The organism is Acidaminococcus massiliensis (assembly GCF_900095825.1).
Taxonomy (GTDB): Bacteria; Bacillota; Negativicutes; order Acidaminococcales; family Acidaminococcaceae; genus Acidaminococcus; species Acidaminococcus massiliensis.
This window is the reverse complement of sequence record NZ_LT608315.1, coordinates 2,346,729-2,365,749: the sequence shown is the minus strand read 5'-3', so window position 1 is coordinate 2,365,749 and position 19,021 is coordinate 2,346,729. Positions and strand designations below refer to the sequence as shown.

The 19,021-nt window shown below is 53.4% G+C and carries 16 protein-coding genes and 3 tRNA genes; 15 read left to right on the top strand and 4 right to left on the bottom strand.

Annotated elements, in window-relative coordinates; translation table 11 throughout:
• The first annotated feature begins 12 nt into the window (after positions 1 to 12).
• From BQ2657_RS11345 to BQ2657_RS11325, 5 genes are all read left to right on the top strand, one after another.
• Positions 13 to 819: an ABC transporter permease gene (locus BQ2657_RS11345; RefSeq protein WP_075580704.1), complete on the top strand. Its 807-nt coding sequence runs from the start codon at positions 13 to 15 to the stop codon at positions 817 to 819.
• A gap of 143 nt (positions 820 to 962) precedes the next feature.
• Positions 963 to 2,915: a YadA-like family protein gene (locus tag BQ2657_RS11340; protein WP_075580703.1), complete on the top strand. Its 1,953-nt coding sequence runs from the start codon at positions 963 to 965 to the stop codon at positions 2,913 to 2,915.
• A 112-nt stretch (positions 2,916 to 3,027) separates the two neighbouring features.
• Positions 3,028 to 3,474: a VanZ family protein gene (locus tag BQ2657_RS11335; RefSeq protein ID WP_075580702.1), complete on the top strand. Its 447-nt coding sequence runs from the start codon at positions 3,028 to 3,030 to the stop codon at positions 3,472 to 3,474.
• Positions 3,471 to 3,740, top strand: a complete 270-nt coding sequence (locus BQ2657_RS11330; protein ID WP_075580701.1) for a hypothetical protein — start codon at positions 3,471 to 3,473, stop codon at positions 3,738 to 3,740. Before BQ2657_RS11335 ends, BQ2657_RS11330 begins: the two co-directional genes overlap by 4 nt.
• A gap of 93 nt (positions 3,741 to 3,833) precedes the next feature.
• Positions 3,834 to 4,664, top strand: coding sequence for a MetQ/NlpA family ABC transporter substrate-binding protein (locus BQ2657_RS11325; RefSeq protein WP_075580700.1), 831 nt, complete (start codon positions 3,834 to 3,836; stop codon positions 4,662 to 4,664).
• Positions 4,665 to 4,813: 149 nt separating this feature from the next.
• On the opposite strand, the gene BQ2657_RS13795 is transcribed toward BQ2657_RS11325, so the two are convergent.
• From BQ2657_RS13795 to BQ2657_RS11310, 3 genes are read right to left on the bottom strand one after another with little or no spacing between them, the layout of a single operon-like run.
• Complete coding sequence (locus BQ2657_RS13795; RefSeq protein WP_408607740.1) at positions 4,814 to 5,686, bottom strand: IS3 family transposase; 873 nt, start codon at positions 5,684 to 5,686, stop codon at positions 4,814 to 4,816.
• Positions 5,656 to 6,234 carry a helix-turn-helix domain-containing protein gene (locus tag BQ2657_RS13790; RefSeq protein WP_075578809.1) on the bottom strand — a complete coding sequence of 193 codons (579 nt, stop codon included), beginning with the start codon at positions 6,232 to 6,234 and terminating at the stop codon, positions 5,656 to 5,658. Before BQ2657_RS13790 ends, BQ2657_RS13795 begins: the two co-directional genes overlap by 31 nt.
• Positions 6,235 to 6,281: 47 nt before the next feature.
• On the bottom strand, positions 6,282 to 7,841 hold the full coding sequence (locus tag BQ2657_RS11310; protein ID WP_075580699.1) for a Na+/H+ antiporter NhaC family protein: 1,560 nt from the start codon (positions 7,839 to 7,841) through the stop codon (positions 6,282 to 6,284).
• 159 nt (positions 7,842 to 8,000) lie between these two features.
• On the opposite strand from BQ2657_RS11310, the gene BQ2657_RS11305 reads away from it, so the two are divergent.
• On the top strand, positions 8,001 to 9,527 hold the full coding sequence (locus tag BQ2657_RS11305; RefSeq protein WP_075580698.1) for an alanine/glycine:cation symporter family protein: 1,527 nt from the start codon (positions 8,001 to 8,003) through the stop codon (positions 9,525 to 9,527).
• A gap of 66 nt (positions 9,528 to 9,593) precedes the next feature.
• Here the strand turns inward: BQ2657_RS11305 and BQ2657_RS11300 are convergent, their stop codons facing one another.
• Positions 9,594 to 10,787, bottom strand: a complete 1,194-nt coding sequence (locus BQ2657_RS11300; RefSeq protein WP_075580697.1) for an aminotransferase-like domain-containing protein — start codon at positions 10,785 to 10,787, stop codon at positions 9,594 to 9,596.
• A 284-nt stretch (positions 10,788 to 11,071) separates the two neighbouring features.
• Between BQ2657_RS11300 and polA the strand changes: the two genes are divergently transcribed.
• From polA to BQ2657_RS11255, 9 genes are all read left to right on the top strand, one after another.
• Positions 11,072 to 13,693: a DNA polymerase I gene (gene polA / locus BQ2657_RS11295; RefSeq protein WP_075580696.1), complete on the top strand. Its 2,622-nt coding sequence runs from the start codon at positions 11,072 to 11,074 to the stop codon at positions 13,691 to 13,693.
• Positions 13,694 to 13,702: 9 nt separating this feature from the next.
• Positions 13,703 to 14,524, top strand: a complete 822-nt coding sequence (gene mutM, locus BQ2657_RS11290; RefSeq protein ID WP_075580695.1) for a bifunctional DNA-formamidopyrimidine glycosylase/DNA-(apurinic or apyrimidinic site) lyase — start codon at positions 13,703 to 13,705, stop codon at positions 14,522 to 14,524.
• 10 nt (positions 14,525 to 14,534) lie between these two features.
• Positions 14,535 to 15,122 carry a dephospho-CoA kinase gene (gene coaE / locus BQ2657_RS11285; protein ID WP_075580694.1) on the top strand — a complete coding sequence of 196 codons (588 nt, stop codon included), beginning with the start codon at positions 14,535 to 14,537 and terminating at the stop codon, positions 15,120 to 15,122.
• A 148-nt stretch (positions 15,123 to 15,270) separates the two neighbouring features.
• Positions 15,271 to 15,870 carry a lytic transglycosylase domain-containing protein gene (locus BQ2657_RS11280; protein WP_083236260.1) on the top strand — a complete coding sequence of 200 codons (600 nt, stop codon included), beginning with the start codon at positions 15,271 to 15,273 and terminating at the stop codon, positions 15,868 to 15,870.
• A gap of 51 nt (positions 15,871 to 15,921) precedes the next feature.
• Positions 15,922 to 16,008 (top strand) — tRNA-Leu (locus BQ2657_RS11275).
• A 33-nt stretch (positions 16,009 to 16,041) separates the two neighbouring features.
• Positions 16,042 to 16,127 (top strand) — tRNA-Leu (locus tag BQ2657_RS11270).
• A gap of 57 nt (positions 16,128 to 16,184) precedes the next feature.
• Positions 16,185 to 16,271 (top strand) — tRNA-Leu (locus BQ2657_RS11265).
• A 228-nt stretch (positions 16,272 to 16,499) separates the two neighbouring features.
• A complete protein-coding gene (locus BQ2657_RS11260) occupies positions 16,500 to 17,684 on the top strand; it encodes a M20 metallopeptidase family protein (RefSeq protein WP_075580692.1) in 1,185 nt (394 codons plus the stop codon).
• 12 nt (positions 17,685 to 17,696) lie between these two features.
• Complete coding sequence (locus tag BQ2657_RS11255; protein ID WP_198524559.1) at positions 17,697 to 19,001, top strand: YfcC family protein; 1,305 nt, start codon at positions 17,697 to 17,699, stop codon at positions 18,999 to 19,001.
• Positions 19,002 to 19,021 lie beyond the last annotated feature (20 nt).

Genomic DNA, 19,021 nt, shown 5'->3' with positions numbered 1-19,021 from the left:
GAGACGATAACAATGAGTGAAGAACGGAAAAATAGTGTAACCCAGCAGGCTTTCTGGGCTATGGTCCAGCGGGATCTCCTGGCCCAGTGGCGGGATAAAAAGGAATTCATCTTCCGGGTGGGGATGCTGCCCCTGGTGCTGATCGTGGTGTACGGCTATGTGCTGCCAGCCATCGGGCTCCTGCCGGAGACGTTTCCCACCCAAATGTTTGCGGGCATGGTGGGGATGAGCATCTTGATCACCGGGATCCACGGCACGGCCATTCCCTTTACTATGGATTTCAACAATATGCACGAAATCGAGGACCGGCTCCAGGCACCCGTTTCCCGGAACGTGGTGGCCTATGCCAAGATGCTGGTGGGGATCATCGAAGCCTTCATCGGCGGGCTGATCGTCCTGCCCATTTCCTTGATTTTCATGGGGAGCCGGCTGCAGCTGGGGATGACGGCTGGGGAAATCCCTCTGCTGCTCCTGGTACTGGTACTGATTGCCTTGGCTTCCGCTACTTTGGGCCTTTTGGTGGGGACAGTGGTAAAGCCTCCGCAAATCGCAGCCATGTTCCCTGGCTTCTTGATGCCAGTGGTGTTCTCTGGAGCCATCTTCTTCTCCTGGTATGCCCTGGATCCGGTGCCGGTGTTCCAGAAGCTGGTACTGCTGAACCCGCTGGTCTACGCCAATGAGGCATTGCGGTACGTGATGACTCCCCAGATCCGGAGCATGCCTCTGGGATATTCTCTCCTGGGCTTAGTGATAAGCAGTGTTCTCATGGGCCGGTGGGGCTTCAAACGGTTCCATGCCATGGTGGAAGGGGATAAATGAACAAGGGGCTGTTGCATGCGCAACAGCCTCTTTTTTCATTTATATACGAAAGTATAATTGAAAAATCTGAAAAATATTGTATCATGTATAGTAAGAAGAGAACATCAGTCATTACAAAATAATATAACGGGGAGGCGAAGGGTATGCTTACACAAAAGAAAAAACAATTTCTGCTTCTGGCCTGTACGGGAATGTTGCTCCAGCTGCCATTGCCGCAGATTGGCTGGGCTGCCAATCCTACTGATGAAATCCACTATTACAGCAATACCTATGCCTTGACCCAGGACGGCAGCAACTATGCCAACGACGGGGCCACCGGGAATTATGCCATGGCCATCGGTGGGGAAGCCAAGGCAGTGGGCAATTGGTCCATCGCCATTGGGAACCTGGCAAAAGCCACAGCCAGTGAATCCGTTGTCCTAGGATACAACACGGATACAGGGACGAACGGGTCTTCCAAAGTGGCCATCGGATACCAAACTACGGCTACCGGTGGCCACAGTACGGCTCTGGGGGCGGAAGCCAAAGCATCCGGTACCAATTCTACGGCCATCGGCCGGACGACACGGGCAGAAGGAGATTCCAGTACGGCTGTCGGTTCCCTTGCAGAAGCCAAAGGGGAAAAGAGCACGGCCCTGGGGCAGGGATCCAATGCCCTGGGAACAAAAAGCACGGCTTTGGGGTATGGGGCCAGCGTGAAGGAAGGAACAACGGATGCAGTGGCCTTGGGGGTTACGGCAGTTGCGTCCGCCGATAAAGCGGTGGCTCTGGGGTATGGGAGCCAGGCACAGGGACAGAACAGCCTGGCCTTAGGTACCAACGCCACGGCTTCGGTGGATAAATCCGTAGCTCTGGGGTATTATTCCCAAACGGAACCGGTGGTGAAGACTTCATCCGCTTCCATTACCACCGTGGAAGGAAAACGGCTGTATCTGTCCGCCTTTGCCGGAAAATCCCCGGTGGGGACCGTAAGCTTGGGGTGGACGGTAAATGGCAAATCATCTGACCGGACACTGACCCATGTGGCGGCAGGACGGATCAGTGAGACAAGCACCGATGCGGTGAACGGCAGCCAGCTCTACGCCTTGGGCAGACAGATCAGGAGCGGCTCCAGCATCAGCCTCCAGGCAGGGAAGGGAATCACCATCCAAAAAGCAGGTGATGGATATACCATCAGTGCCAGCCTGATCGGGTTGGATACGGAGGAGAACCGGACCCATGTGGTCTATGGAAAAGACCTGGAAGAGCACCATGCCAGTGAAAAAGAGGCTGGGGAGGCAGCTGGCAGCGGACAGACCGGAGATAGGAACGCCTATTATGTGGAAGTCCATGGGAATCCCATCCAGCTCCAGGGAGATGAAGGGACAGCCCAGATCAACAACGGAGATACCCAGACCATTACCGGGGATGGAATCAATATCCATACGGTGGTGAAACAGAATGGCAGCGATGCAGCAGATGTGCAGGTGAAACTGGATCCCCATCTGAAAGTGGATTCGGTGACCATCCAGGATGGTGGCCCGGTGCTCAATGGAGAAGGCCTTGCCATGGAAGACCGGAAAATCACCGGACTGGCAGAGGGAGAAGTCTCACAAACTTCCAAAGAAGCGGTGAACGGCAGCCAGCTGTACCAGGTGAAGCAGGATGTGTGGCAGAATGCGCAAAATATCAATCAACTGAACAACCGGGTGAGCAATCTGGATTCCAGGATCAATAAGGTGGGGGCAGGGGCAGCAGCCTTGGCGGCCCTCCATCCCCAAGATTTCGATCCGGATGACAAATGGGATTTCGCTGCCGGGTTCGGGAACTATCGGGATGCCAACGCGGCAGCCATCGGGGTGTTCTATCGGCCGGACCACAAGACCATGGTGTCGGCAGGAGGCACCTTTGGCAACGGGGAAAACATGGTGAACCTGGGCATCAGCCTGAAACTGGGGAAGAGCAGTCCTTATGCGGGGATGAGCCGCCATGCCCTCATCGGCAAAGTAGAGAGCCAGGCTCGGGAAATCAGTGACTTGCAGCAGCAGACCCAGAGCCAGAACGAAAGAATCGCCCAGCTGGAAAAAGCTGTGGCGGAATTGCTGGGACACAAATGAAAGTGGGGGAAGCGAGTCATGGCTCGCGCCCGCGGCCGGGGTGTTGCACGCAACGTGCAACACCTCTCTCTATTTATGCTATAATAATACCCATCGAACAGGAGGTGGGGCTATGGGCCGTCGGGTGCTTTGGATGCTGTTGGTACTGCTGCTGGGGTTCATCTGGGGGCACTCTCTCCAAAATGGTACGGCATCCCAGGTGGAGAGCCAGTCGGTGCTCCATTTGGCTCTGGCTCGGTGGGGGAACCTGCCGGGAATGAGCTGTCTGAACTTCTATACCATCCGGAAACTGGCCCATCTCACGGAATTTGCGGCCCTGGGGATGGTCCTTTCCGGGTTGGCAGGACTCTACGGGAAACGGAACCTCTTTTCGGTGCTTTTCTGGGGAGCCTGTGTGGGAACTGTGGATGAAGGAATCCAGCTCTTCAGTCCAGGCCGCAGTGCCCAGGTGTCGGATGTACTGTTGGATACCTGCGGAGTGTTGGCCGGGGCCCTGGTGCTGCGCCTGGTGTGCCGGCTGGTGCGGGGAGAACGGACAAAGGAGAGAAGCAGACGATGACAAGATTGGAACAACTGAGCCGGGAACTGGTGGATATAGTGGTGAACCTGGGGTACCCGTCGGAACTGGGAGAGCTGATGGCCCAGAATCTGGGCACAGAAAGCACTGTGGAACGGATGATCCAGTATCTGCTCCATGTCCAGCCCGCCACAGCGGAAGAAATGGTGGACGAGATGCTGGCCATCTGCGACGAACGGGACAAATGGGTCCAAAAGAAAAAGAATGAGTACTACAACCGGAAGGTGAATGAGTGGATCAATCGGTAAAAGGCAACATCCCCTTGACAGCTCCTCTTTTTCCGTCTATGATATACACATCAATTACTACTAAAATAATATGAATTAAAGGGGAGCGATGAGATGAACGGGAAAAAGAAAGTTTTGCTGTTTTTGGCGGGTTTGGCTGCGGCGGCTCTGCTGACAGCCGGCTGCGGCGGCAGCGCAGGAGACAAGAAAAGTGCGGACAGCGGCAAGCCCATTAAAATCGGGGCTACGGCAGGTCCCCATGCGGATGTGGTCCATGCGGTAGCAGAGGAAGCCAAGAAACAGGGACTGAAGGTGGAAGTGGTGGAATTCTCCGATTATATCACTCCGGACAAAGCCTTGGCGGAAGGGGACCTGGATCTGAACAGCTATCAGCATGCGCCCTTCTTGGCCAATTTCAACAAACAGAACGGGACCAAACTGGTGCCCATCGGGAATACCATCCTGATGCGCATGGGGATCTACAGTGACAAGATCCATGATCTGAAGGCCATTCCCGAAGGAGCCACAGTGGCCATTCCCAATGATCCCACCAACGGGGGCCGGGGCCTGGTTCTCCTGGAAAAGGCCGGCCTGATCAAACTGAAAGAAGGGGTGGGGTTCAAAGCCACGGTGAACGACGTGGTGGAAAACCCGAAAAACCTGAAGTTCAAGGAACTGGAAGCGGCCCAGCTGCCCCGGAGCTTGGCAGATGTGGACTTGGCCGTGATCACCATGAACTATGTGATGAGTTCCGGCATGGACGTAAAGAAACAGGGACTCTTCTGGGAAAAGGATGATGAACCGCTGGCAGTGATGGTGCTGGCAGCCCGGGAAAAGGACAAGGACAAGGCGGAATATAAAAAGATTGCCGAGATTTTCCATTCCGAAGCGGTGAAGAAATTCATCGAAGAAAAATTCAAAGGGACGATCGTACCGGCGAAATGAAAAGAGGGGGGGCTGCATATGCAGCCCCCCCTGGTCGCGACTCACAACTCGTGACCCGTGACCTCAAAAAGAGGCTGTTGCGTGCGCTGATGTGACCCCAAAAAGTTAGACCTTAGTAACGAGATGGTTTTTACTGTCTCGTTACTTTTTTATGCTGCCAGCAAAGAAAGCCTGTATTGAACAGGACTTTTCCAGCCCAGTTTTTCCTTGATCCTTTGTTCGTTATAGTATTTGATGTATCGTTCGATAGCGGCTTTTAGTTCTTCGTAGCTGTAGTAGATCACTCCATAATACATTTCCTGTTTCATTAAGCCGAAAAAGTTTTCCATTACAGCGTTATCATGACAGTTACCCTTTCGAGACATGCTCTGAAAAATTCGTTCTTTTTTTAGTTTCCTGGTATAGGCCTTCATTTGGTATGCCCAGCCCTGATCGGAGTGAAACGTTCTTCGATATGGACAATCAGCAGTAATTTCGATTGCTTCAGCTTGAGCTTCCAGTATGCTTTCAGCCGAAGGACGTTTGGCTATTCCATAGCTGATGATTTCATCATCGAACATGTCCAGGAAAGGATCCAGATAAAGCTTGTGCAGGGTCAGATGTCCCTGTGTATCTACTTCATAATATTTGAATTCTGAAGTATCGGTCGTAATCTTCTGATGTGGGATATTCGTCTCAAAACGACGATGTATTCTATTCGGAGCAATGGTCCCTACCTTACCCTTATAGGAACTGTATTTACGGCTTTTCCGGGTAAAGGATGTTACCTGAAGGCTCAGTTTCTGCATGATACGTTGAACTTTCTTCTTGTTCACGCAAATCCCTTGATTCTTCAGCTCACCGGTCATGCGCCGATATCCATAATCTTTATGCTGGCTGCGGATTTCCTGTATTTTGTCCTCTACTTCCTGGTCTGGATTCACGCGGTCAAACCGTTTCTGCCAGTACATATAGGTCGCTTTGGGCATTTGAGTATAGGAGAGAAGGTCTTTCAATTTGAATGATCTTCGGAGACTGGAGATGATTTTCGCAACTCTCTCATTTTTGCTTCGTCCTCTAAACGCAGTCTCCTCAGTTCTTTTAAAAAAGCATTCTCTATACGGAGTTTAAGATTTTCATCCTCTAACTCCTTGACATGTTCCACACTGATGTCGACCATCGGCTGCTGAACCTGGGTATCTGTTTTTTTGGTTTGAGATTTGTTCAAAGTTCTCTTCCTGCCTTTTTTATGTGACCGTAAAGCATCTGGTCCCGCAATTCTAAATTCATTGACCCATCTGGCAATCATTGATGGGTTGTTGATCCCTACTTGAATTGCTAGTTCCTGATATGAGATTTCATTTGTTAAGTAAGACTCTACCACAGAAAGTTTTTCTTTGAAAGAGTATATTTTTTGAGAGCGGGATCTTTTCAGTCCATCATCACCAAATGCCTTGTAAGCAGCAACCCACTTTAGCAGCTGGCTGCTACTTGCCATCCCATATTTACGTGAAATAGAAATACACCCTTCGTCACTGTTCAAATATTCCAGTACTATTTTTTTCTTAAATTCATAGCTGTGTTTTGCCATAAAAAACTGACCCCCAATTGTTAGATTTTTGGTCTAACAATTGGGGGTCAGCTCATCAACGCAGCAGCCTCTTTTTCCAGTCTTCTCTTGGCTCTTTTGTGTAGGGTGAACAGGGCCAGGAGCAGGAGGCCGATCCCGGTCACTAGGGTCAAGAGGACACTGCCGCCCGAAAAACCGGCGGCCAGGTAGGCGGCGAAACAGCAGGCAGCCACCAAACAGGCGTAGGGAATCTGGGTGCCCACGTGCTGGATGTGACTGCACCCGGCTCCGGAAGAAGACAGGATGGTGGTATCAGAAATGGGGGAGCAGTGGTCCCCGAAAACGGAACCTGCCAGGGTCGCGGAAAGAGTCACCGTCATGATGGCCGGGGTGGCGGACTGACAGATGAACACCACAATGGGGATGAAGAGCCCAAAGGTGCCCCAAGCGGTGCCAATGGAGAAAGACAGCCCTGCTGCCACTAGGAATACGATGGCCGGAAGCAGTTCCATGGGAAGATTGCTGGTTTCCACCAGCATGCCGATGTATTTCCCGGTACCCAGGTAATTCTGGCACAGGGTTCCAATGGTCCAGGCTAGGGTCAGGATGATGTAAGCAGGGACCATGGTATTGATCCCTGCACCGATGCTGTCCATGAACTGCCGGAAGGTCATGAGCTTCCGGGGAACGAATTGGAAAAAGGCTACCGCCAGGGCCCAGAAACCGCCCAGCACCAGGGCCGCAGAGGAATTGCAGTTGCCGATGGCTTCCTGGAAGGAAAGACCCTTGGCCCAGAACCCGCCATTGTACAGCATGGCCAGGATGGTGAATACGATCAGGGACGCAATGGGAATCAAGAGATCATAAACCGTCCCTTTGGAGGTCACCGGCTGCTGCTGTTCTGTCATTTTCTTGTCAATGGCACCCAGATCTCCATGTTCTTCTGCTTGGTATTCCACACTGGCCATGGGACCGAATTCCAGATCGGTGACGGACAGGATGGTGACCATCAGGATGGAAAGGATGGCATACATATTGTAAGGGATGGTGGCAAAAAAAGCCGCCATTTCGTTGGGAAAGGCACCGGTTTCATAAAGGGTGGACCCCACTGCTGCTGCCCAGCTGGAAATGGGAGCGATGATACAGACCGGGGCTGCGGTGGTATCGATGATATAGGCCAGCTTTGCCCGAGAAATCCGGTATTTATCCGTGACTGGCTTCATGACCGTACCGACGGTCAGGCAGTTGAAATAATCGTCAATGAAGATCAGGATCCCCAAGATGCTGGTAGCCAATTCAGCGGCCCGGCGGCTGGTGATTTTCTGGGTGGCCCAGTTTCCGTAGGCCTGGGATCCCCCGGCTTTGTTCACCACGCAGACCAGGGCGCCCAAAAGGGCCAGGAACAGGATGATATTGAATTTATCCGGGGTGCCCACGGTCTTGGACATGATTTCGAAAGCGGCCGAACTCATATCCACCAGGCCGCCGCCGGAAGCGGCTGCATAGAGCAGTCCTCCGGAAAGGATCCCCAGCATCAGTGAGGAAATGACTTCTTTTGTGATCAGGGCCAGAGAAATTGCGATAATAGGGGGGAGAAGGGAAAGAATCCCTACGTCTACAGGTTCCATGATGTACTCCTTTTCTTACAGAAACAGATTGAAAATCGAAAAAATATGTTTTATTTTATCATACTTCTTCTGGTATTTCACAGTATTGACGAAATTTGTTGAAAATCTCCCTGGCTGTGGTATAGTTAAAGAAATAAAATACGAATGAGGGAGATGCTTATGGAAAATTTGTTTGCATGGATCAACTCCGTCCTAAAATTTGTAGGCCCTCTGTCCGACTTTTTTTGGGACATCCCTACCCAGTTTTCCTGGTACAAAAATTTACCTCTGTTAGGAAGCTTTTCGTTCGCAATTATTGTCCTGGTCGGATCGGGCATCTATTTTAGCCTGCGTCTCCATTTCATCCAGCTGACCCATATGGGAGAGGCCATCCGGCTGCTGGTGAACCGGCGCAGTGCAGCTACGGGGATTTCTCCCCTGGCTGCCTTCATGCTCAGTTCTGCTATGCGGGTGGGGCCTGGCAACATCTTAGGGGTGACGGGCGCCATTTCCGTAGGAGGACCGGGAGCTCTGTTCTGGATGTGGGTCTCAGCTTTCTTTGGTATGGCGACGGCTTTTGTGGAAGGGACCATGGCCCAGCTTTTCAAGGAAAAACGCCAAGGAGCGTTCGTAGGCGGCCTGCCCTTCTATGGCCGAGCCTTGTTCGGAGGCAGCCGGAATGTAGGAATCTTCCTTTCCCTGCTGTACATTTTCTATGCCCTGGGATGCCTGCCTGCCCAGGGGTATAATGTGGTTTCTTCTGTAGGGGCCATCGGTTCCATGATTACGGGAGCGGAAATCCCTACCAAATCTTTCTTCTATTATGGGACGGCGGCTGTTGTCCTGCTCTTTACAGCGGTCCTGGCTTTTGGGGGCATCAAGAAAGTTACCCAGGCCACCAATGCCATGGTGCCGGTGATGGCTGTGGTCTATGTGGCCACGACGGTCCTTCTCATTGTGGCAAATGCGGATTCGGTGCCCTATTTCTTCCAGGCTGTGTTTGCTGGGGCCTTCCGGCCGGAAGCCTTCTTCGGCGGTGTGTTCGGCACGGTGTTGGTCCAGGGGGTCAAACGGGGCCTCATGAGCAACGAAGCCGGCCAGGGGACCATTACTATGTCGGCAGCTTCTGCGGACGATCAACATCCCTGTGAACAGGGACTTTTGTCAGCTGCCGGGGTTTTCCTGGATACCCACATCATCTGCACCATGACCGGATTCATCGTCATCATGGCCCATTCCTGGACCCAAGATCCCACAGCCTGGAAAGCAGCGGGGAAACTGCCCAAATATCTGATGGCCGTGACCCAGCTGACCCATACGCCTGGGCTCAACCTGGCAGTGACCCTGGCACTGACCCTTTGTTTCTGTCTCTTTGCCTATACCTGTCTGATCGGTATGGTCTCCTTTTCAGAGATTGCCGCGGCTCGGCTGAGCAAAAATCCCCAGGTGATCGTCACCGTACGGTGTCTCTGCCTTTTGGTGGCGACATTTGGGATCCTGGTGAACATTGCCGGCTACGACCTGAGCAACCTGTGGGCTTTTTCTGACTTGGCCAACATCATCATGGTGTACTGCAACGTACCCCTTCTGTACAAAGGCTTCCAGTATGTGCTGAAGGCAGAACGCCATTTCGTCAGCGGCAGCTCCGAACCTTTTGACGGGAAAAAGATGCTGGGCATCGAGACTCCCTGCTGGCCGAGAAAGTAGGTTTGCTGCAGGAATAAAATGGGGCTGTGAAGAAATGGATTTTTCATTTCTTCACAGCCCCATTTTTCATTTTCCTTCTTTGATCTCCTTCAGCGCTTCGGCCATCCGTCTGACTCCTTCTACGATCCGGTCATCCGGCATGTTGGAATAGTTGATACGCATGTGCCGGTCGTTCTTGATGTTGGGGTAGAAGAATTCGCCCAGCACCCCGGCTACGTTCTTTTCGATGCATTTGTCGAAGACTTTCCGGGCACTGACGCCTTCCGGGAAAGTCAGCCACAGGAACAGGCCTCCTTCCGGGTGGGTCCAGGTGGTCCCGTCAGTGAAGGTTTCCTCCATGGTCTTCAGGAGCAGATCCCGGCGGTGCTTGTACAGCTTGTTGATTTCTGCTACATGGTCATCTAAGCTGTATTCATCCATGTACCGATCGATGATGGCCTGGTCGAAGGCGGAAGTATGCAGGTCGGCACTTTGTTTCACCTTGACGAATTCCTTCATCAGGGCGGCGGGAGCAGCCAGCCAGCCGATCCGCAGGCCCGGGCAGAAGGTTTTGGAAAAGGTCCCCATGGCCATGACCAGATCTTTGGTATCCATGCTCTGGAGAGAGGGGAGGGTTTCCCCTTCATACCGCAGCTCTCCGTAGGGATTGTCTTCCAGCACGGGGATTTCGTATTTGTTGATGATTTCCATGAATTTCTGACGCCGCTCCAGGGTCCAGCAGATGCCGGTGGGGTTCTGGAAATCCGGAATCACGTAAATCAGCTTGGCCCGGGGCGTTTCTGCCAGGATTTTATCCAGTTCTTCCGGGATCATGCCCTTTTCGTCGGTAGGGACTTCCTTGAAAACCGGTTGATAGGCCTTGAAAGCGTTGATGGCAGCCAGGTAGGTGGGACTTTCCATCAGGACCACATCTCCTTGGTCGAAAAAGATCTTCCCGGCCATATCCAGGTTCTGCTGGGATCCGGTGGTGATCAGGATGTTCTCCGCTTTCAGATGGGATCTGTATTTCCGGTTCATCCGGTCGGCAATCTTGGCCCGCAGGGTGGGCCGGCCTTCTGTGGTGGCATACTGGAGGACTTTATGGCCTTCTGCTGTACAGACTTCTTCGCAGACTTTGCCGATTTCTGCCACTGGGAACAGTTCCGGTGCAGGCAGCCCTCCGGCAAATGAAATGACCTCCGGACGCTGGGTCACTTTCAGGATTTCCCGTACAGCAGAGGCCTGCATCCCGGCCATCCGTTGGGCAAATTTGTATTCCATGATTAAAAACCTCCCCCAAAGGCATCTTTTTCTTGATGCCTTTCAATCAATCCTAAAAAATGCTATCACCATCTGATCCCAGCGTCAAGATAATGAATTTAATATACAGTATACAAAAACTTAATAACTTTGTTTTTGTATAGTTCGGTACAGAAAAATAATGAAATAAAAATACAGTAATATAGTATGGATATGGGGCTCCGCACGTTGTATGCAGCATCCCCTTTGTTCCCTCCAAATATGCTATAATAATACAATTAGAATAACACTGAGGAAGGTGTATCATGGACGAAAAATTCCTTTTGATCGACGGCAGCAGCCTGATCCACCGGGCTTTCTTTGCACTGCCTCCCCTGACTAATCAAAAAGGGGTCAACACCGGCGCGGTGTATGGCCTTTGCAATATGCTCCTGAAACTGCTCCAAGAAATCCAGCCCAACTATATGCTGGTGGCTTTTGACAAATCCCGCAAAACATTCCGTACGGAAAAATTTTCTGCGTATAAAGGGCAGCGCAAAGCCACACCGCCAGAACTGAAGGAACAATTTCCCCTGTCCATGGAGCTGCTCCAGGCCATGGGGATCCCCACCCTGGAAGTGGACAATTACGAGGCCGATGACATCATCGGGACCCTTTCCAGCGCTGCACCGGAAAATGTCCAGGTCAAGATCGTTACCGGGGACCGGGATGAGTTCCAGCTGATCAAAAACAATGTCCAAGTCCTTTTCACCAAAAAGGGAATCTCCAATATCGCTGTCTACGATGAAAAAGCCTTTGGAGAAGAATACCAGGGCTTGGAACCTCGGCAGATCATCGATCTCAAAGGGCTGATGGGGGATACCAGCGACAATATCCCCGGAGTGCCGGGAGTGGGGCCCAAAACAGCTCTGAAGCTGATCACCCAGTACCGGACCGTGGAAAATGTCCTGGATCATGCCGAGGAGGTGAAGGGAAAGGCCCTCCAGGAAAAACTTCGGAATAACCGAGACCAGGCACTCCTTTCCAAAGAGCTGGCCACCATCTGCCTGGAGGTCCCCATTGACCGGGATCCTGCAGCGTACCTGCTGACCGGAATGACTGGAGAATGCCGGAAATTGATGCAGGAACTCCAGTTCCGGAATCTGTGGGACCGGTTCGTACCTGTATTGGGCTGCGCGGAAGGGACGGATGCCGGCAGCAGCGATGATCCCCTGTCTCTTTTCGGGGAACCAATGGAAACCCAGGCCCTGGAAACGGTGGAAGTCACAGATCCGGCCCAGGCGGAGAAACTGATGGAAGAAATCAAAACCCAAGGGGCACAGGTGGCGCTTGCCTATGAAACGGCCGGAACCCTTCCAAAGTTGGAATTGGTTTCCCTGGATCTGGTATTCAAGGACCGTCATTATGCCCTCCAGCCGGAAAAGGCCGGGAAAGAGGCTGTCCTCTCTTGGCTCCAAGATGGAACGCTGCCCAAGGCGGCGGCCGACCCCAAAGAACTGTACAAATATATGCTGGGACAGGGGCGGGAGCTCCGGGGTATCATCGATGATCCTTCGCTGGCAGCCTATTTGTTCGAACCGGGGGCCAGCGGCTATGGAATCCGGGGGCTGGGAGAAGAGTTCCTCTCCGGGACCAGCGGAGAAGCCGCCCAGGATACGGCGGCATTGGTGCCCGTACTCCGGGAAAAGCTCCAGGAGCGGGATTTGACCCGGCTGTATGAAGACATCGAACTGCCTTTGACGGAAAACCTGGCAGAAATGGAATTCGCCGGGATCACCGTCGACCAGGCCATGCTGGACGAAGTCACCGAAGAAATGACAAAGAAGGTCCAGGCCCTGGAACAGCAGGCCTGGGACCAGGCAGGGGAAGAATTCAACCTGAATTCTCCCAAACAGCTGGGCAGCCTGCTCTTTGAAAAATTGGGACTTCCCATCATCAAAAAAACCAAGACTGGATATTCTACCGATGTATCCGTACTGGAAGCCCTCCAGGGAGAACATCCTATCATCGAGACACTGATCGCCTACCGGCAGCTCTCCAAACTGCTTTCTACCTATCTCCTGGGCCTCCATCCCCTGATCAATCCTGTTACGGGAAGGATCCATACCCATTTCAATCAGATGGCCACGGTCACCGGGCGGCTCTCCAGCACGGAACCCAACCTCCAGAACATCCCCACCCGGACGGAAGTGGGGAAACGGATGCGGGAAATGTTCGTGCCCGGGGAAGGCTATGATCTGCTTATGAGCTGCGACTATTCCCAGGTGGAACTGCGGGTGATGGCCAGTATCGCCCAGGATGAACTGCTCCTGGATTCCTTCCGCCACGGCCAGGATGTCCACGCTCGGACGGCTTCAGAAATCTTCAGTGTGCCCCTGGATCAGGTGACTCCTTACATGCGGAGCAAGGCCAAGACCGTGAATTTCGGAATCATCTACGGGATCAGCGATTTCGGCCTGGCACGGCAGCTGGGAGTCCCCCGGGGAGAGGCGGCCCAGTACATCGACAGCTATTTCGCCAGGTATACGGGGGTGAAGGCCTATATGGAAAGAGAGAAACAGAAAGCCCGGGAACTGGGCTATGTGGAAACCCTCTTTGGCCGCCGCCGGTACCTGCCGGATATCAAAGCCAAGAACTTCAACCGCCGGAGCTTTGCAGAACGGACGGCCATCAATACCCCCATCCAGGGAACGGCGGCGGATATCATCAAGATTGCCATGCTGAAAGTGGCTGAGAACTTAAGGCAGGCCCAGGTAAAAAGCCGGGTGCTGCTCCAAGTCCACGACGAATTGGTGCTGGAAGTCACGGAAAAAGAAAAGGACCAGGTGGCCCGGATCGTCAAGGATACCATGGAACATGCGGTGGAACTTGCGGTCCCTTTGGTGGCCGATGTAGCCGTGGGGAAGAACTGGGCCCAGGCCAAGTAAGGAGGGAATATGCCGGAACTGCCGGAAGTGGAACAGGTGCGGATCAGCCTGCTTCCTCATATTATAGGAAAGACCATTGAAAAAGTCCGGGTGGATCTGCCCAAAATGATCCTCCATCCGGAACCGGAAATCTTTGCCCGGCAGCTCCAGGGCGCCCGGTTCACCGGTGTCCAGCGGCGGGGGAAATACCTGCGGCTGGACCTGGAAAAGGGACGCTGGCTCCTGATCCATCTCCGGATGACCGGAGCCCTGCTGGCTCTCCCTAAAACGGCCCCGGAACCTCCCTTTACCCGGATGGCCTTTTTCCTTTCCGGAGAGGAGAATCTTTATTTTACCGATATCCGGACTTTTGGAGTGGCGGCGCTGGTAGGAGAGGACGGCTGGCGGGACAAAGGGTATGAAGGCCTGGGGCCGGAACCTCTGGATCCGGGGCTGACGCCGGGATATCTCCGGGAAAAAGCCCGGGGCAAGACAGCCGTAGTAAAGGCGTTCATCCTGGATCAGACTATCTTGGCAGGGCTGGGAAACATCTATGCAGATGAAGCTCTGTTCGCGGCAGGGATCCGTCCCACCCGCCGGGTGAACCGGATGACCCGGAAGGACTGGGAAGCCTTGACCCTGGCCATCCGGGACGTGATCCGCCAGGGCTTGGAACACCATGGCACCACCTTCCGGAATTATCAGGATGCCGATGGGAACATGGGAGATAACAGCCTGTATCTCCAGGTGTACCACCGGAAGGGACGGCCCTGCAAACGGTGCGGGGCTTTGCTGAAACAGATCAAGGTAGCCGGGCGGGGCAGTGTGTACTGTCCCCATTGCCAGAAATAGAGGAGGGGCCATGACAGTCATTGGATTGACAGGGGGTATTGCATCGGGCAAAAGCACCGTCAGTGCCTATCTGAAGCGGAAGGGGATTCCGGTATTCGACGCGGATGGAGCTGCCTGGGAAGTGGAAAAAGCAGGGTCACCTTGCTTGGGAGCACTGGTGTGCAGCTTTGGACCGGACATCCTCACTTCGGCCGGAGAACTGGACCGGAAAAAAATGGCAGAACGGGCCTTCCATGATCCGGCAGTCCTCCGGCAGCTCAATGCCATCGTCCATAGTGCCATCGAGAAAAAACGGGACGCCTTTCTGGAAGCTCACAGAAAAGATCCTGTGGTGGTACTGGACGCCCCGCTGCTCTTGGAATGCGGCTGGGAAAAGACGGCCGATACCGTGTGGCTGGTATACCTTCCGAAAGAGGAGCAGATCCGGCGGGCCATGCTCCGTTCCGGCATGACCCGGGAAGAAGTGGAGGACAGGATCGGAAAGCAGCTGTCTCTGGAGGAAAAAAAGAAACGGGCCCAGGTGATCCTGGATAACCGGGGCACCTTGGAAGAACTGTATGCTCAGGTGGATCAGGCCCTGGCAGCCCTCCGGCCGTGAGTAGACCGCTTCCAGCAAAGAATGGTTGAAAGACATCCGGCAGATTTGATATGATATAGAATAAAATGGAATCAAAGGAATCCTTTTCCGGCAGGGCAGTGACCATTTCTGCCGGCAAGAGGACTGAGATAAAATGTGAGGGATTGTTTTGGAACGGAAAAGAAAGACAAAACGGCCGGGATGTCTTCCTGTTGTGCTGATTTTCCTGCTGCTGATGGTGGCTGGATATTTTGGCTGGAAAACAGATACAGCCCAGCGGAAATTCGTCTACAACTGGCCCTATGCCAGGGAAATCCATTTGTACAGCGCCCAGTACCGGGTGGATCCCTTCCTGGCAGTGGCTGTCATCAAAAATGAAAGCAATTTCAAACCGGAGGCAAAATCCAAGGCAGGGGCCATGGGACTCATGCAGATCACCCCGGAAACCGGAGCCTGGATCGCCAAATGCACGGACTTTCCCAATTTCCGGGACTCCATGCTGCTGAAACCGGAACTGAACATCAAGTTCGGCTGCTGGTATCTGGCAGAGCTGGAACATGAATTCCACGGCAATGAGGTGCTGATGCTGGCTGCATACAATGCAGGACGGGGAACCGTCAAAGAATGGATGAAGGATTATGGCTGGGATTTTGACTTCAGCAATATTTCCCAGATCCCTTTCAGTGATACCCGGATCTATGTGCAGAAAGTCCTGGATGACCGGAACAGCTACCAGAACTTATACAAAAAAACTTTAAAAAACTATTGACGAGTTTTCTCGTTTGTGATATTATTTCTTTGTTGCCGATTGAAGGAACAAGCGGGCATGGCGGAACTGGCAGACGCGCTAGCTTCAGGAGCTAGTGGGGGCAACCCCGTGGAGGTTCAATTCCTCTTGCCCGCACCAAACTTTTTCACCTGAGCAATCACACACAACTCTGCGGTTGTGGCGGAAAGGCAGACGCGTCAGCTTGAGGGGCTGGTGAGGGTAACCTCATGCGGGTTCAAGTCCCGCCAACCGCACCAACTCTATGACAGGATGGGGCGAAAAAGGCGGAGGCCTTCGGCAGGAAAATTTTATATGCGGGCATGGCGGAACTGGCAGACGCGCTAGCTTCAGGAGCTAGTGGGGGCAACCCCGTGGAGGTTCAATTCCTCTTGCCCGCACCATTCAAAAGACGGACACACTGTGAAAGCAGTGTGTTTTTTTTGTGTTTGTATAAGAATCGGAATTATGGTCAATAGTACTTTATTTTGTAGACATTCCTTTGTATAATGGTAAATGTTTTGTATGATCAGGCATAAATAATTGACAGCCATTTCAATCGATTGTATAATTCTAAATAAAAATGATAAAAATGTAAACAAAAGGCGAAAAAGAAAATTGGAGGGGAGCAGATGGATACAAATGCATTGGTAGAAAAGTATGTGGGGGATATGGTCGCCACGCGGCGGGAAATCCATGCCCATCCGGAACTGAGCAATCAGGAGTTCGAGACCACCCGACGGATCGAGGACTTTTTGAAAGAGTGCGGCATCGAGGTATTGGACGTGGGGATGAAGACGGGCTGCATTGCTTTGCTGCGGGGAGGAAAGCCCGGCAAGACGGTGGGACTGCGGGAAGACATCGATGCCCTGCCCATCGTGGAACAGACCGGGCTGCCTTTTGCGTCTCAGTGCGAGGGTGTGATGCATGCCTGCGGCCATGACATCCATCAGACCGTTTTGCTGTATACGGCTAAATGCCTTTCAGAGGTCAGGGAAGAACTTCACGGCAATGTATTGTTCATTTTCCAGCCGGCGGAAGAAGCCCTGTACGGAGCACTGGACACGCTGGCTACGAAATTCTATGAGAAATATCCCCCGGATGTCCTCACCGGACTCCATTGCTCCCCCGAATGGGATGCCGGGACCATCGGCCTCATCAAAGGACCGGCCAATGCTTCCTCAGATTTCCTGTATATCACGGTCCACGGGAAAGCCGGCCATGGGGCCCATCCGGAAAACTTCGTGGATCCCATCATGATCTCCGGCTATCTCTTGGCAGAACTGCAGACGGTGGTTTCCCGGGTGAACCGGCCCGTCTATCCGGCGGTGCTGACTTTTGGGTCCATCCATGGGGGCAAGGCTGGGAATGTGGTCCCGGAAAAAGTGGAAATCATCGGGACTCTCCGTAGCCTGGAGCCTGGCAGCCGGAAACTGATGCATGAGGAAATCGACCGGATCGTGGAACACGGAGCGGCGGCCTTTAGGGGCAAAGGGGAAGTGAAATGGGCGGACGGGATGCCGCCTCTCATCAATGACCCCGCCGTAATCGACGCCATAGCCAAGGCGGCAGCGGAAACCATCGGAAAAGAGAATATCCGCCAGATTCCGTATCCTTCTACCGGGTCCGATGACTTTTCCTGGATGTTCCCGAAACTGTGCCCGGGATGTCAATTCCGGCTGGGGACCGGCAACCCGGAGGAACCCAACAGCCGGCTGGGGCTCCACAATCCCAAGAATATCTTTGATGAAAAAGCCCTGCCCACCGGGGTGAAGGTCCTGACCCAGTTCACCCGGGATTATCTGGCAAAACCATAAGGAGAGATGATGATGGGGAAAAAAGAAAAACAATTTGCTTTTCCGGAAACCATTGCCCTGCTGTTCTTCCTGATCTGTGTGGCAGCCCTTTTGACGGTTATTTTGCCGGCCGGGGAATATGATACGGTGAAAGTGGGGAAGATGACCCGGGTGGTGGCCGGGACCTACCATGCGGTAGCCCAGTCGCCGCAAGGACCTTTCGCCGTGCTGAATGCAGTGGTCACCGGCTTCCAGAGAGCTTCCGTGCTGTTTGCCATGGTCCTCTTCACGGGGTCCGCCGTCCATATGATGCAGAAGAGCGGGGCTGTAGAAGTGGCTTTCCGTTCCCTTTCTGCCAAAGGGGGAGCCAGGAATCTCAGTAAGATCGTTTTTGTCATCATGGCCTTCATGTCCATCGGGGGCGCTACGGGAGTCTTTGCCAACCCCACGGTTGCCTTGATCCCCATTGGCATGATCCTGTCCAAGACCATGGGGCTGGATGCGGCTGCCGGCTTCATGATGATCTATCTGGGGGCCTATTCTGGGTTCAACGTGGGCTGGGCCAATCCGTCCACCCTGGGGGTGGCCCATCCCATTGCCGAACTGCCGGTGTTTTCCGGAATGCCGGTGCGGTTCGTGTTCCACGGGGTCAATTTCGTCCTCAACTATGTCCTGGTGATGAAATACATCAAGAGCATCCAGCAAGATCCCACCAAGAGCCTGTGCTACCAGGAAGGGATGGCCGTCAGTGAATACATGGGCGCCCAGGAAGGGGAGACCTTCGAATCGGCCGGCAAGCTGAACCTGACTCAAAAGACTTGTCTGGGTGTGATGGTCCTGGCCATCATTGCCATCATGACCGGAGCCGTGTTCGCCAAATGGGGAAACCAGCAGATCGCCGCCATCATGTTCTTGGCCGTGCTCATCCAGGGCGGAGTCCTGGGGCTGGGAGTGAACGGCACTACCAAAGCCTTCCTGGAAGGGTGCAAGCCCATGCTCAATGCGGGCTTCATCATTGCCTTCGCCAATGGGATCTCCGTCATCCTGAAAGACGGGCATATCCTGAATACCATCGTCTATTACCTTTCCATTCCCATCGGGAGCTTCGGACCGGTGATCGGCGCCATCCTGATGTTCTGGGCCAACCTGTTCATCAATCTGTTCATCCCTTCCGGATCCGGGCAGGCTTCGGCGGTGATGCCCCTGATGGTGCCTCTGGCAGATCTCACGGGGATCACCCGGCAGGTGGCCGTCCAGGCATTCCAGTTCGGGGACGGTCTCTCCAACTGCATCGTGCCTACGGCTGGGACCATCATGGGATCCCTGGGGATCGCATGAGTCGCTTACAACCGATATGC